Here is a 12328-nt window from a genome sequence, read left to right as displayed (position 1 = left end):
CCCAAGCCGCCCGCTCTGCACACAAGGCGGCCACACATCCCGCTGAAGGAGACCGACCGCATGACCACCCATCCCGCCCCCCGCCGCCGTTTCCTGAAGAAGACCGCGGCCGGGGCCGCCGTCGGGGCGGGCGCGCTCGCCACGCCCGCCATCTCGCAGGCACAGACCACCTCGCTGCGCTTCCAGAGCACCTGGCCGGCCAAGGACATCTTCCACGAGTACGCCAACGACTTCGCCAAGAAGGTCAACGACATGGCCGGCGGCCGGCTGAAGATCGAGGTGCTGCCGGCCGGCGCGGTGGTGCCGGCCTTCCAGCTGCTCGATGCGGTCAACAAGGGCACGCTGGATGGCGGCCACGGCGTGGTGGCGTACCACTACGGCAAGAACTCGGCGCTGGCGCTGTGGGGCTCCGGCCCGGGTTACGGCATGGACCCCAACATGCTGCTGGCCTGGCACTACTACGGTGGCGGCAAGGCCATGCTGGAGGAGATCTACAAGAGCCTCAACATGGAGGTGGTGTCCTTCCTCTACGGCCCGATGCCCACGCAGCCGCTGGGCTGGTTCAAGAAGCCGATCGCCAAGGCGGAGGACATGAAGGGCCTGAAGTACCGCACGGTGGGCCTGGCGGTGGACGTGTTCACCGAGCTGGGCGCCGCGGTGAACCCGCTGCCCGGCGGCGAGATCGTGCCGGCGCTGGACCGCGGCCTGATCGACGCGGCGGAGTTCAACAACGCCAGCTCCGACCGCGTGCTCGGCTTCCCCGACGTGGTGAAGAACTGCATGCTGCAGAGCTTCCACCAGAGCACCGAGCAGTTCGAGATCCTGTTCAACCGCGGCAAGTACAGCGCGCTGCCGCAGGAGCTGAAGTCCATCATCGACTACGCGGTGCAGGCGGCCTCCGCCGACATGAGCTGGAAGGCCATCGAGCGCAACTCGGCCGACTACCAGGAGCTGAAGAAGGCCGGCGTCAAGTTCTACAAGACGCCGGACTCGGTGCTGCGTGCGCAGCTGGCCGCCTGGGACAAGACGGTGGAGAAGAAGGGCGCCGAGAACCCGCAGTTCAAGAAGGTGCTCGACTCGCAGCGCGAGTTCGCGCGCCGCGCCGGCCAGTGGCAGAACGACTACTACGTCAATTTCCGCATGGCCTACGACCACTACTTCGGCCCGAAGGCCGCGAAGAAGGCTTGAGCCTGTGACCCGCCGGACCGCCGTCCGGCGGACAGCGAAGGGCGCCGTCAACCACGGCGCCCTTCGTGTTGAATGAGTCCCGAGTTTTTGCGCCTGGAGGGGCGGATGCAACAAGTGCTGTTGTCGGTGGACCGGCTGTCCACCTGGTTCGGCAAGCTGTTCGCGTGGGCGGCGGTCGCGCTCACGCTGCTGATCTCGTGGGAGGTGTTCTCCCGCTACGTGCTGAACAAGCCCCACGCCTGGGTGCTGGATGCCCAGATCATGCTGTACGGCGCGCTCTTCATGATGGCCGGTGCCTACACCCTGAGCAAGAACGGCCACGTGCGCGGCGACGTGCTCTACGGCTTCTTCCGCCCGCGCACCCAGGCCACCATCGACCTGGTGCTGTACCTGCTGTTCTTCCTGCCGGGCATCGTGGCGCTGACCTGGGCCGGCTGGTCCTTCTTCCAGGACGCGCTGGCCATCCGCGAGCAGACCTTCAACGCCGACCCGCTGCCGCTGTACCCCTTCAAGTTCATCATCCCGCTGGCCGGGGCGCTGTTGCTGCTGCAGGGCCTGGTGGAGATCGTGCGCTGCTGCCTCTGCCTGCGCGACGGCGAATGGCCGTCGCGTGAGCAGGACGTCGAGGAGGTGGACGTCGACAAGCTGCGCGAGATGGTCAAGGCGCCCCCGGCTGGCCACGACGGCGCGGTGATCCCGCCCGCCCAGCGCCAGGAAGGAGCCTGACCATGAAGCTGCGCAAGGAACTCTGGTTCGGCTTCACGCTGATGGCCATCATCGGCGTCGGCGCCGTCGGCATGCTGCTCGCGGCCGACCCGATCACCAACGGCCACATCGGCCTGCTCATGCTGTCGCTGGTGGTGGTGGCCATCATGCTGGGCTTCCCCACGGCGTTCACGCTGATGGGCATGGGCATGATCTTCACCTGGCTGGCCTACGACCGGGACGGCACCCGCACGCTGGACCTGATGGTGCAGTCGGCCTTCAAGGTGATGGGCAACGACGTGCTCATCTCCATCCCGCTGTTCGTCTTCATGGGCTACCTGGTCGAGCGGGCCAACCTGATCGAGAAGCTGTTCCGCAGCCTGCACCTGGCGCTGGCCCGGGTCCCCGGCGCGCTGGCGGTGGCCACGCTGGTGACCTGCGCGGTGTTCGCCACCGCCACCGGCATCGTCGGTGCGGTGGTCACGCTGATGGGCCTGCTGGCGCTGCCGCAGATGCTCAAGGGCGGCTACAGCGTGCCGCTGTCGGCCGGCGCCATCACGGCCGGCGGCTGCCTGGGCATCCTCATCCCGCCGTCGGTGCTGCTGATCGTCTACGGCGCCACGGCCGGGGTGTCGGTGGTGCAGCTGTACGCCGGCGCGTTCTTCCCCGGGATCATGCTGGCCGGGCTGTACATCCTCTACGTGATCATCGTCGCCAAGCTGCGGCCCGACTGGGCACCGCCGCTGTCGGCCGAAGGCCGGCAGGTCCCGCTGTCGGCGCCCACCCGCCAGCTGTCGGCCGACGGCGTCAGGCGCGCCGTGCCCGCGCTGCTGTCCGCGCTGAAGGGACGGCGCAACCAGGCGGTGCCCACCGGCTTCCTGCTCAAGGAGCTGTTCATCGCGCTGCTGCCGCTGCTGCTCTTCGTGGTGGTGGCGCTGATGTCGTACCGCGCGGTCACCGCCCCGGTGGTGGCGGTGGACACCGGCGGCATGGAGGAAATTGGCGCCAGCGGGTCCTCACGCGACGAGAGTGGTGGCGGACTGGCGGAGCCCGAGGCCGCGGCCGCCGAGGGTGGCCTGAGCGAGCCACCGGCCGAGGGCGGCCTCGCCGAGCCGCGGGCCGAAGGCGGCGTGACCGAGCCGCCCGCGCAGGGCGAGGCACCGGCCGCCGCTGCGGCATCCGCAGGCGGCGCGGCCACCTCGGTGCCGGCACCGGCCGCTGCCACGACACCCGGCGAGGCCCGTCCCGCCCCCACCGGCTACTGGGTCGGCCTGGCGGCGGGCGCACTGGCGCTGGTGGCGTACTACGCGCTGCTCAGCTTCAACCGGCTCGAGGTCTTCAAGATGCTGCTGACCTCGTTCTTCCCGCTGCTCGTGCTCATCCTGGCGGTGCTCGGCTCCATCGTCTTCGGACTGGCCACCCCGACGGAAGCGGCGGCCGTCGGTGCGCTCGGCGGCTTCCTGCTCGCCATCGCCTACCGGCAGCTGACCTTCAGCGTGGTCAAGGAATCGGTGTTCCTCACCGCCAAGACCTCGGCCATGGTGTGCTGGCTGTTCGTCGGCTCGGCCATCTTCTCGGCGGCCTTCGCGCTGCTGGGCGGGCAGGAACTGGTCGAGCGCTGGGTGCTCGGCATGAACCTGTCGAAGACCGAGTTCCTGATCTTGAGCCAGGTCATCATCTTCGTGCTCGGCTGGCCGCTGGAGTGGACCGAGATCATCGTGATCTTCATGCCCATCTTCATCCCGCTGCTGGACAACTTCGGCGTCGACCCGTTGTTCTTCGGTCTGCTGGTGGCGTTGAACCTGCAGACGGCCTTCCTGAGTCCGCCGGTGGCGATGGCGGCCTTCTACCTCAAGGGGGTGAGCCCGCCGCACGTGACGCTGAACCAGATCTTCGGCGGCATGCTGCCCTTCATGGGCATCCAGGTCCTGGCCATCGTGCTGCTCTACGTCTTCCCCGAGATCGGGCTCTGGCTGCCGCAGGTGCTCTACAAGTGACCAGGTGAGGGATGTGGACGCCGGTCTCAGCCGGCGTCCACCGGCTGGTAGCCGGACTGGGCGGGGCACACCACCGAGACGAAGACGAGGGGCTCAGGTCCGGGGTTGTGCACGCCGTGCACCTCGCCGCGGTGGGCCACCGCGATGTCGCCGCGGCCAGCGGCCGGCGCGCCCCGCCGCCCATCAGGTAGTCGCCTCGGCCGCTCAGCACCGTCCAGGTGTCCTGACCGTCGGGGTGCACATGGGCCCCGACCGTCTGGCCAGGCAGCACCAGCCAGGCGACGACGGCGGCGTCGGCCGATTCGGTGACCACGGTGCGCAACGGTTCGCCCTCGGCGGGGATCAGGTGGTCGGCGCTGCGGAAGAGGCGTGACGATGACATCGGCGTGGCTTGGCTCCAGGGTGAGCGCCGCGACGCAAGATGCGGGCCTCGGGTCCGTCGCGCGACCGTTCCTAGAATCCCGGCCATGAACCCCCGTACCACCACCGCCGTCGCCCCCCACCGCCGTCGCCCCCATCACCTTGCACCGTCCGACGGCGCCGACACCGGGGGCCTGGGCCGCTGGTCGGTCGATCAGGTGCTGGCCCTGTACGCGCTGCCCCTGCCGGAGCTGCTGTTCCGCGCCCAGCAGGTGCACCGCGAGCACCACGCGGCCGACGAGGTGCAGCTGTCGACCCTGCTGTCGATCAAGACCGGCGGCTGCCCGGAGGACTGCGGCTACTGCCCGCAGTCGGTCCATCACGAGACCGGCCTCAAGGCCGACAAGCTGATGGACCTCGACGAGGTGCTCGACGCTGCGCGCGAGGCCAAGGCCCAGGGCGCCGGCCGCTTCTGCATGGGCGCCGCCTGGCGGGAGCCGAAGGACCGCGACCTCGACAAGGTGGCGGCCATGGTCGAGGGCGTGAAGGCGCTGGGCCTGGAGACCTGCGTCACCCTCGGCATGCTGCGCGCCGACCAGGCGCGGCGGCTGAAGGACGCCGGGCTGGACTACTACAACCACAACCTCGACAGTTCGCCGCAGTTCTACGGCCGCGTCATCGGCACCCGCACCTACCAGGACCGGCTGGACACGCTGGCCCATGTGCGCGAGGCCGGCATCCACGTCTGCTGCGGCGGCATCGTCGGCATGGGCGAGACCCGCGAGGACCGCGCCGGCCTGATCGCCCAGCTGGCCGGCCTGGACCCGGCGCCCGAGTCGGTGCCGATCAACAACCTGGTCCAGGTGCCCGGCACGCCGCTGGAAGCCACCGAGCCGATCGACCCCTTCGAGTTCGTCCGCACCATTGCCGTCGCCCGCATCACCATGCCCACCTCGATGGTGCGACTGTCCGCCGGCCGCGAGCAGATGGACGAGGCGCTGCAGGCGATGTGCTTCGTCGCCGGCGCCAACTCCATCTTCTACGGCGACCGCCTGCTCACCACGGCCAACCCGCAGGCGCAGAAGGACCGGGCGCTGCTGTCCCGGCTGGGGTTGAAGGCGCAGCAGGCCTAGGGCACGCCGGTCATGAAACGACGAAGGGGCGCTGAGAGGCGCCCCTTCGTCCACCATGCCGAGGATCAGGGCTTGGCGCTCGCCACCGGCGTGGCGCCCGTGGTCTCGGTGCCCAGCACCGGCGTGCCTTCCTTCTCGGACGAACGATCGAACACCAGCGTCTTGCCGAAGACCAGTTGCACCCACGTGGGGTAGGTGTAGGCCGTGCCCTTGTTGTGGTCGATGATGGCTCCGATGCCGCCGCCGAAGATGATGTTGCCGGCCAGGCCGGCATTGGCGCGCGAGACGGCCCGTGCGGCTGCCTCGGGATTTGAGGGGTGCCGGCAGGTGATGTCCAGGTCCTTGCTCGAGCGGCGCACGGCACTCGTTTCCCCGGACTTCAAGGTCACGGTGCCATAGTCGTTCGACACACGGCACTCCGCACCGCTGACCAAGTCACCACCGGCGGTCTTGGTCTCGATCTTCATCGGTTGTGTGGTGTCGTTGACGATGGATGCACAGCCGGCCGACACAGCGCAGGTCGCCAGCAGGAATAGGCTTTTCAGCACGGGTTCTCCTCCTCCGGGATCAGTGGAACGCCGCCCTCCTGAGCGGCGGTCGAGTGTCCATCAGGGGGCGCGGTGTCCGGCGCCCTTGGCCTCACCCATTCGGAGGATCGTGAAGGGGCGTGCAGAGGCCGAACAGGGCCGCCGCGTCAGCGCAGCATTTGCACGACTGCGACGGCCAACGCCAGCACGGCGATGCCCAATGCCGCGGCCGCCTGGCGCCTTGCAGCCGTGGTGGCCTTGGTCGCCGCCTCCGCCTGCGCCTGCGCCGCCTGCTCCCGGCGCGCGGCGTCGGACTCCCAGCGCTGCAGCGCCTCGCGCAGTTCGGCCTGCTGGCGGGCCAGTCCCTCCGCCCCGCCTTCGACCGCCACCACCGTCTTCTGCAGCTGTTCGGCCAGCAGCTTCAGCGACGCCGCGTTCTGGGTGGCGGCCGACTGCAGTTCGCTGATCTGCTGCTGGGTGACGGCCTCCGTGCGGTCGTCCGGCGCGTCCTTGCGGCGGGTGAAGTGCGGCAGCCCCTTGCCGACGAGGTCGGCGACCAGCGGCAGGACGGTGGTGAGCGTGGTGATCCAGGCCATGGGGGCGATCGGTGGGGTGGTGCGGACATTCTGGACCCTGGCGGCCTGCCGACATGTGGCCGCGGGCACAGCGCTGGCCCCGCCGCCGGCATGCTCCCCGCACTCGACACCCCGCAGCTGGTGGCCCTGGCCGCGGCCCTCGGCTGGGCCAGCGGCCTGCGGCTGTACGCCGTCGTCTTCCTCACCGGGCTGGCCGGCCGGCTGGAGTGGATGACGCTGCCGGAGGGCCTGCGGGTGCTGATGTCCACGCCCTTGCTGGCCCTCAGCGGCGCACTGCTGCTGGTGGAGTTCCTGGCCGACAAGCTGCCCTGGGTCGATTCGGCCTGGGACGCGGTGCACACCGTGCTGCGCATCCCCGCCGGCGCGGCGCTGGCGGCCGGCGTCTTCGGCGGCGAAGGCGCCGCCTGGACGGCCGCGGCAGCGCTCCTGGGGGGCGGGCTGGCGGCCACCTCGCACGCCGCCAAGGCCAGCGTGCGCGCCAGCGCCAACCTGTCGCCGGAGCCCTTCAGCAACTGGGCGCTGTCGCTGGCCGACGACCTGGCGGTGCCGGGGGCGCTGTGGTTCGCCTGGGCGCATCCGCTGGCCTTCCTGGTGGTGCTGGCGGTGGTGGTGGTGCTGATGCTGTGGGCGGTGGTGGTGCTGGCCGGGCGGCTGCGCCGGCTGTGGCGCCAACGCCCCGCACCGCCGGCCTGGCTGCGCGGCGCGGCGTCGGGCGAAGGGGGCCGGCCGCGATACTGACGGCCCCGCCCGCCCGCCGTACCGCATGACTTCGCCGCCCCCCCTCCCGACCGCCACCCCGACCGACACCGCCACCGAACGGCCCGAGGGCTTCCGCCGCGTCGAGCAGGCGCTGGCGCAGGCCGGCCATGCCGAGCGGCCCCGCTGGCTGGCGCAGAGCGCCCGCACCGCGGCCGAAGCGGCCGAGGCGTTGGGCGTCACCGTCGGCCAGATCGCCAAGTGCGTGGTCTTCCGCCGCCTGGCCGACGACGCGGCGGTGATGGTCGTCGCCAGCGGCGACCGTCGCGTCGACGAGGCCGCGCTGGCGTCGGTGGTCGGTCCGGTGGGCCGTGCCGATGCCGCCTTCGTGCGCGCCGCCACCGGGTTCGTCATCGGTGGTGTCTCGCCGGTGGGCGAGGTGGCCGGGCGCACCCTGGTCAAGCTGATGGAGCAGGGCCTCTTCCGCTTCGACGTCGTCTGGGCGGCGGCCGGTCACGCCAACGGCGTCTTCCCGGCCACGCCGGCGCAGCTGCAGTCGCTCACCGGCGCGCCGGTGCACCCGCTGGCGCAAGGCTGAGGCCGCGGTGCACGAGGTCGAGTTCTTCTTCGACTTCGCCGACGCGGCGTCGCGCCGGCGCTATGCCGCGCTGGCGGAGGCGTTGCAGGGCGTCAGCCACCGGCTGCGGCTGCGGCCGGTCGTCAGGTCCGCGAAAGGCGCCCGAACCGCGGCCTGGGCGGTGGCCTGCACGGCCGACGGCGACGAGCCCGCCCGGCGCCTCGTGGAGCGCCTGTGGCTGCTGCAGGACGCCGGCGGCCTGCCGGCCGACGAGGCCGAGGCGCACGCCGTGCAGGCGGCCGGGCTGTCGCCGCGGCGCGCGCTGCGGCATGCGGACGTGCAGGCCGCGTTGGCCGCCAACCTGCAGGCCGCTCGGGCGCTGCGGTCCCGGCCGGCGCTGCCGGTGGTGGCCATCGACGGTCGGGCGGTGGCCTGGGAACGGCTGGCCGGCGGCCGGTGGCTCCATCGATGAGCCAGCCGACCCAGCGCAAACCCTAAGCCGCGCCACCGCCGCGCGTCAGTGATTCGTCAGCGCCCGCTCCGATAGTCGATTTGTGCACCCGTCGTCCCTTGGCGACGGGGCCCGCATGGCGCAGACGGCGCCTGCCGGGGCAGCCATCACCATCAGGAGACAAGCACATGGCGACCATCACCGCCCCCGGCCGGGCCCCCCACCGGCGCCGCTGCGGCACCGATGACCAAGGAGGAGAAGAAGGTCATCTTCGCCTCCTCGTTGGGCACGGTGTTCGAGTGGTACGACTTCTACCTGTACGGCTCGCTGGCCGCGATCATCGCGCGCCAGTTCTTCGCCGGCCTGGACCCGACGTCCGCCTTCATCTTCGCGCTGCTGGCCTTCGCCGCCGGCTTCCTGGTCCGCCCCTTCGGTGCCATCTTCTTCGGCCGCCTGGGCGACATGATCGGTCGCAAGTACACCTTCCTGGTGACCATCCTGATCATGGGCCTGTCGACCTTCATCGTCGGCGTGCTGCCCACCTACGCCACCATCGGCGTCGCCGCGCCGGTGATCCTCATCCTGCTGCGGCTGCTGCAGGGGCTGGCCCTCGGCGGCGAGTACGGCGGTGCCGCCACCTACGTGGCCGAGCACGCGCCGCACGGCAAGCGCGGCGCGTACACCGCATGGATTCAGACCACCGCCACGCTGGGCCTGTTCCTGTCGCTGATCGTCATCCTCGGCACCCGCACCTGGATGGGCGAGCAGGCGTTCGGTGAATGGGGCTGGCGCATCCCCTTCCTCGTGTCCATCTTCCTGCTGGCCATCTCGGTGTGGATCCGGCTGTCGATGAACGAGTCGCCCGCCTTCAAGAAGATGAAGGAGGAGGGCAAGACCTCCAAGGCCCCGCTGACCGAGTCCTTCGGCCAGTGGAAGAACCTGAAGATCGTGATCCTGGCGCTGGTCGGCCTGACCGCCGGCCAGGCGGTGGTCTGGTACACCGGCCAGTTCTACGCGCTGTTCTTCCTCACCCAGGCGCTGAAGGTCGATTCGGCGACAGCCAACATCCTGGTCGCCCTGGCGCTGCTGATCGGCACGCCGTTCTTCATCGTCTTCGGCACGCTGTCGGACAAGATCGGCCGCAAGCCCATCATCATGGCCGGCTGCCTGATCGCGGCGCTGACCTACTTCCCGCTGTTCAAGGCGCTGACCCACGCCGCCAACCCGGACCTCGCCGCGGCGCAGGCCAACGCCCAGGTGGTGGTGACGGCGAACGAGGCCGACTGCTCCTTCCAGGGCAGCCCGGTGGCGCGCGAGATCGACTTCCGCAGCTCCTGCGACATCGCCAAGCGCTACCTGGCGCAGAGCTCGGTGAGCTACGAGAACGCGGCCGCCCCGGCCGGCACGCCGGCGACCATCAAGATCGGCGACAAGGTCATCACCGCGCCGGTCGGCAACGTGGTGGGCGGCAAGTTCGACAAGCCCAGCGCCGACGCCATCGCCGCCTTCAAGAAGGAGGTGGGCGACACGCTGAAGGCCGCCGGCTACCCGGCCAAGGCCGACCCGGCCAAGATGAACAAGCCGCTGATGGTCGGCATCCTGGTGCTGCTGGTCATCTACGTGACCATGGTCTACGGCCCGATCGCGGCCATGCTGGTGGAGATGTTCCCCACCCGCATCCGCTACACCTCGATGAGCCTGCCGTACCACATCGGCAACGGCTGGTTCGGCGGCCTGATGCCGACCACCGCCTTCGCCGTGGTGGCGCAGACGGGCAACATGTACAACGGCCTGTGGTACCCCATCATCATCGCCTCGGCGACCTTCGTCATCGGCATGCTGTTCGTGCGCGAGACCAAGGACGTGGACATCTACGCCAACGACTGACCCCCTCACCTTCGGAATGCCCCTATGTGGAAAATCCTCATCGGTTTCGTCCTCTTCGCCGCGGTGGTGATGTACTTCCTGAGCCAGGGCGGCGACATCGACATGACCGGCGAGAAGCACGGCCGTGCGGGCGGAATCCCGTCGCCGGCCGCCGCCGAGGTGCTGCGCGCCTGACCGGGGCCCGTCCTCTCCCGACCCGCCTTCGGGCGGGTTTTTTATTGCCCGTCGCTTGGCGGCCGTTGACGGCGGTCAGCCCGGTGGTGGGCGGCCGGGAAAACCGGCCGTTTTTCTCGCAGCGTACGCATCACGCCGTGGCGGATTGACGTTCGCCCCGGTCAAGGCCCACCGCGGGCCCGCCGAAACAGCAGCGACAAGCGGTGCCCTCGCGCACCGAAAGGGAGAGGACAACATGCCCCTGCTGCAATCGATGAAGGCCGGCCTGATGCTGGCCGTCGCGTTCAACCTGGTGGCCCTGCTCGGTGTCACGGCCCTCGCGGCCGCGCACGCGGAGGCGGCCGGTCGGGCCCTGGTGCTCACCGCCGGCGGCGGCGCGTCGCTGGCCTGCCTGGCCGTCGGCCTGTGGGCGGCCCGGCGCGCGGCCGCGCCGCTGGCCCGCCTGCTGCGGTCGGTGCAGCGCATCGCCGAGGGCGACCTCGCGACCACCGTGACGCCCGAGGGCCCCGCGGAGGCGCGCCAGCTGATGGCCGCCGTGCAGGCCCTGGCCGAACGGCTGGCCGGCATCGTCGGTGCGGTGCGCGCCGGCACCACCACCGTGGCCAGCACCAGCTCCACCCTCAGCCGCGACAACGCCGCGCTGGCCGCCCGCACCGACAGCCAGGCCGAGTCGCTGCAGCGGACCACCCACGCCGTCGAGCAGCTCACCCGCACCGTGGGCCGCAACGCCGACAACGCGGCCGAGGCCGATGCACTGGTCGGACGCGCCGCCAACGAGGCCGGCGACGGCGGCCGCGTGGTCGGCGAGGTGGTGGCCACCATGGGATCGATCCGCGACGGCTCGCGGCGCATCGCCGAGATCATCGGCGTCATCGACGGCATCGCCTTCCAGACCAACATCCTGGCCCTGAACGCCGCGGTGGAAGCGGCCCGCGCCGGCGAGCAGGGCCGCGGCTTCGCGGTGGTGGCCGGCGAGGTGCGCACGCTGGCCCAGCGCTCGGCCACCGCGGCCAAGGAGATCAAGGTGCTGATCAACGACTCGGTCGACCGTGTCGAAGCGGGCGCGGCGCTGGCCGACCAGGCCGGCCGTGCCATGCAGAGCATCGTCGCGTCGGTGCAGTCGGCGGCCTCGCGGGTGCGCGAGATCAGCGGCGCCAGCCGGGAGCAGAGCGAGGGCATCCAGTCGGTCCACCAGGCCATCGCCGGGCTCGACGCCATGGTGCGCGAGACCGGCGCCGTGGTGCGCGAGGCCGGCGTCGCCGCGCAGACGCTGAACCAGCAGGCGCGCTCGCTGCTCGGCAGCGTGCAAGGCTTCGACCTCGGCACGCGCGACCAGGGCAGCGCCGACGAGGCGCAGGCGCTGGTGCGCCAGGCGCTCGCGTTCGCGCAGCGCGAGGGCGTGGACGCGCTGGAGGCCGACATCAACCGCCGCGACCAGGGCCGCTTCCGCGACCGCGACCTCTACCTCTTCACCGTCGGCGTGGACGATGCGGTGTTCCGCTCGCACGGCAGCAACGCCCGGCTGCTCGGCACCGGGCCGGACACCCGGGACACCGCCGGCAAACCCTTCGTGCGCGAGATCGCGCAGCTCGCCCGCACCCGCGGCAGCGGTTGGGTCGACTACCGCTTCGCCCACCCCGTCACCAACGAGGACCTGGCCAAGACCAGCTACGTCGAACGCTGCGGCGACGTGGCGGTGTGCTGCGGCGTCTACAAGAAGGGCTGACGCCGCATCGATGCCCGGCGTGCGGCGGCGCGCGGGTCAGGACCCGGCGGTGGCGGCCTCGTGCGAGCGCCGGTTCTTCCACGCGCCGCGGGTGTTCATCGCCGCCAGCGCCACCTGCAGCGCGACCAGCGCCCAGGCCTTGGCCGGCACGCCCCACACCACCCACAGCACATTGCTCAGCAGGAAGACCCAGAAGCCCCAGCGACGCCGCCGTTCCTCGGTGGACGCCACCAGCCAGCTCGCCACCACGGTGACCGCCATGGCGGGCCATTGCACAAGGTCGATCCAGTTCATCGCCGGGCGGGTGCAAC

At 70.9% G+C, this 12328-nt stretch carries 13 protein-coding genes; 10 read left to right on the top strand and 3 right to left on the bottom strand.

What is annotated here, in order from left to right:
• Positions 1 to 60: 60 nt before the first annotated feature.
• The 4 genes from LRS07_RS00280 to bioB all read left to right on the top strand — a co-directional run bounded on the left by LRS07_RS00280 (position 61) and on the right by bioB (position 5383).
• On the top strand, positions 61 to 1188 hold the full coding sequence (locus tag LRS07_RS00280) for a TRAP transporter substrate-binding protein (protein ID WP_260500057.1): 1128 nt from the start codon (positions 61 to 63) through the stop codon (positions 1186 to 1188).
• 105 nt (positions 1189 to 1293) lie between these two features.
• Positions 1294 to 1914, top strand: a complete 621-nt coding sequence (locus tag LRS07_RS00275; RefSeq protein ID WP_260500056.1) for a TRAP transporter small permease subunit — start codon at positions 1294 to 1296, stop codon at positions 1912 to 1914.
• Between the two features lie 2 nt (positions 1915 to 1916).
• A complete protein-coding gene (locus tag LRS07_RS00270) occupies positions 1917 to 3890 on the top strand; it encodes a TRAP transporter large permease (RefSeq protein ID WP_260500055.1) in 1974 nt (657 codons plus the stop codon).
• 467 nt (positions 3891 to 4357) lie between these two features.
• Positions 4358 to 5383 (top strand): biotin synthase BioB, encoded by a 1026-nt coding sequence (gene bioB, locus LRS07_RS00265; RefSeq protein ID WP_260500054.1) that lies wholly within the window; start codon positions 4358 to 4360, stop codon positions 5381 to 5383.
• Positions 5384 to 5448: 65 nt separating this feature from the next.
• Here the strand turns inward: bioB and LRS07_RS00260 are convergent, their stop codons facing one another.
• Together LRS07_RS00260 and LRS07_RS21910 are read right to left on the bottom strand one after the other, a co-directional pair.
• Positions 5449 to 5850, bottom strand: coding sequence for a hypothetical protein (locus LRS07_RS00260; RefSeq protein WP_260500053.1), 402 nt, complete (start codon positions 5848 to 5850; stop codon positions 5449 to 5451).
• 227 nt (positions 5851 to 6077) lie between these two features.
• On the bottom strand, positions 6078 to 6506 hold the full coding sequence (locus LRS07_RS21910; protein WP_312028335.1) for a hypothetical protein: 429 nt from the start codon (positions 6504 to 6506) through the stop codon (positions 6078 to 6080).
• A 90-nt stretch (positions 6507 to 6596) separates the two neighbouring features.
• Between LRS07_RS21910 and LRS07_RS00250 the strand changes: the two genes are divergently transcribed.
• The 6 genes from LRS07_RS00250 to LRS07_RS00225 all read left to right on the top strand — a co-directional run bounded on the left by LRS07_RS00250 (position 6597) and on the right by LRS07_RS00225 (position 12017).
• Positions 6597 to 7244: a DUF4126 domain-containing protein gene (locus tag LRS07_RS00250; protein ID WP_260500052.1), complete on the top strand. Its 648-nt coding sequence runs from the start codon at positions 6597 to 6599 to the stop codon at positions 7242 to 7244.
• Between the two features lie 25 nt (positions 7245 to 7269).
• Positions 7270 to 7800: a YbaK/EbsC family protein gene (locus LRS07_RS00245; RefSeq protein ID WP_260500051.1), complete on the top strand. Its 531-nt coding sequence runs from the start codon at positions 7270 to 7272 to the stop codon at positions 7798 to 7800.
• Between the two features lie 7 nt (positions 7801 to 7807).
• Positions 7808 to 8251, top strand: a complete 444-nt coding sequence (locus LRS07_RS00240; RefSeq protein ID WP_260500050.1) for a hypothetical protein — start codon at positions 7808 to 7810, stop codon at positions 8249 to 8251.
• Positions 8252 to 8473: 222 nt separating this feature from the next.
• Positions 8474 to 10117, top strand: coding sequence for an MFS transporter (locus LRS07_RS00235; RefSeq protein ID WP_260500049.1), 1644 nt, complete (start codon positions 8474 to 8476; stop codon positions 10115 to 10117).
• A 24-nt stretch (positions 10118 to 10141) separates the two neighbouring features.
• Positions 10142 to 10291 (top strand): hypothetical protein, encoded by a 150-nt coding sequence (locus LRS07_RS00230; RefSeq protein ID WP_260500048.1) that lies wholly within the window; start codon positions 10142 to 10144, stop codon positions 10289 to 10291.
• 235 nt (positions 10292 to 10526) lie between these two features.
• A complete protein-coding gene (locus LRS07_RS00225) occupies positions 10527 to 12017 on the top strand; it encodes a methyl-accepting chemotaxis protein (RefSeq protein WP_260500047.1) in 1491 nt (496 codons plus the stop codon).
• A 36-nt stretch (positions 12018 to 12053) separates the two neighbouring features.
• Here LRS07_RS00225 and LRS07_RS00220 read toward each other — a convergent pair whose 3' ends face one another.
• On the bottom strand, positions 12054 to 12311 hold the full coding sequence (locus LRS07_RS00220; protein WP_260500046.1) for a hypothetical protein: 258 nt from the start codon (positions 12309 to 12311) through the stop codon (positions 12054 to 12056).
• Positions 12312 to 12328: the final 17 nt, after the last annotated feature.

The sequence above is a fragment of the Aquabacterium sp. J223 genome (assembly GCF_024666615.1).
Lineage (GTDB): Bacteria > Pseudomonadota > Gammaproteobacteria > Burkholderiales > Burkholderiaceae_C > J223.
The sequence above is the reverse complement of the archived record's forward strand: the minus strand, read 5'-3'. Positions and strand labels throughout refer to the sequence as shown.

What these genes read in the sequence shown, in the direction of transcription:
- LRS07_RS00280 (WP_260500057.1), top strand. Translation starts at nt 61, where the DNA reads ATGACCACCCATCCCGCCCCCCGCCGCCGTTTCCTGAAGAAGACCGCG.
- LRS07_RS00275 (WP_260500056.1), top strand. Translation starts at nt 1,294, where the DNA reads ATGCAACAAGTGCTGTTGTCGGTGGACCGGCTGTCCACCTGGTTCGGC.
- LRS07_RS00270 (WP_260500055.1), top strand. Translation starts at nt 1,917, where the DNA reads ATGAAGCTGCGCAAGGAACTCTGGTTCGGCTTCACGCTGATGGCCATC.
- bioB (WP_260500054.1), top strand. Translation starts at nt 4,358, where the DNA reads ATGAACCCCCGTACCACCACCGCCGTCGCCCCCCACCGCCGTCGCCCC.
- LRS07_RS00260 (WP_260500053.1), bottom strand. Translation starts at nt 5,850, where the DNA reads ATGAAGATCGAGACCAAGACCGCCGGTGGTGACTTGGTCAGCGGTGCG.
- LRS07_RS21910 (WP_312028335.1), bottom strand. Translation starts at nt 6,506, where the DNA reads ATGGCCTGGATCACCACGCTCACCACCGTCCTGCCGCTGGTCGCCGAC.
- LRS07_RS00250 (WP_260500052.1), top strand. Translation starts at nt 6,597, where the DNA reads ATGCTCCCCGCACTCGACACCCCGCAGCTGGTGGCCCTGGCCGCGGCC.
- LRS07_RS00245 (WP_260500051.1), top strand. Translation starts at nt 7,270, where the DNA reads ATGACTTCGCCGCCCCCCCTCCCGACCGCCACCCCGACCGACACCGCC.
- LRS07_RS00235 (WP_260500049.1), top strand. Translation starts at nt 8,474, where the DNA reads ATGACCAAGGAGGAGAAGAAGGTCATCTTCGCCTCCTCGTTGGGCACG.
- LRS07_RS00230 (WP_260500048.1), top strand. Translation starts at nt 10,142, where the DNA reads ATGTGGAAAATCCTCATCGGTTTCGTCCTCTTCGCCGCGGTGGTGATG.
- LRS07_RS00225 (WP_260500047.1), top strand. Translation starts at nt 10,527, where the DNA reads ATGCCCCTGCTGCAATCGATGAAGGCCGGCCTGATGCTGGCCGTCGCG.
- LRS07_RS00220 (WP_260500046.1), bottom strand. Translation starts at nt 12,311, where the DNA reads ATGAACTGGATCGACCTTGTGCAATGGCCCGCCATGGCGGTCACCGTG.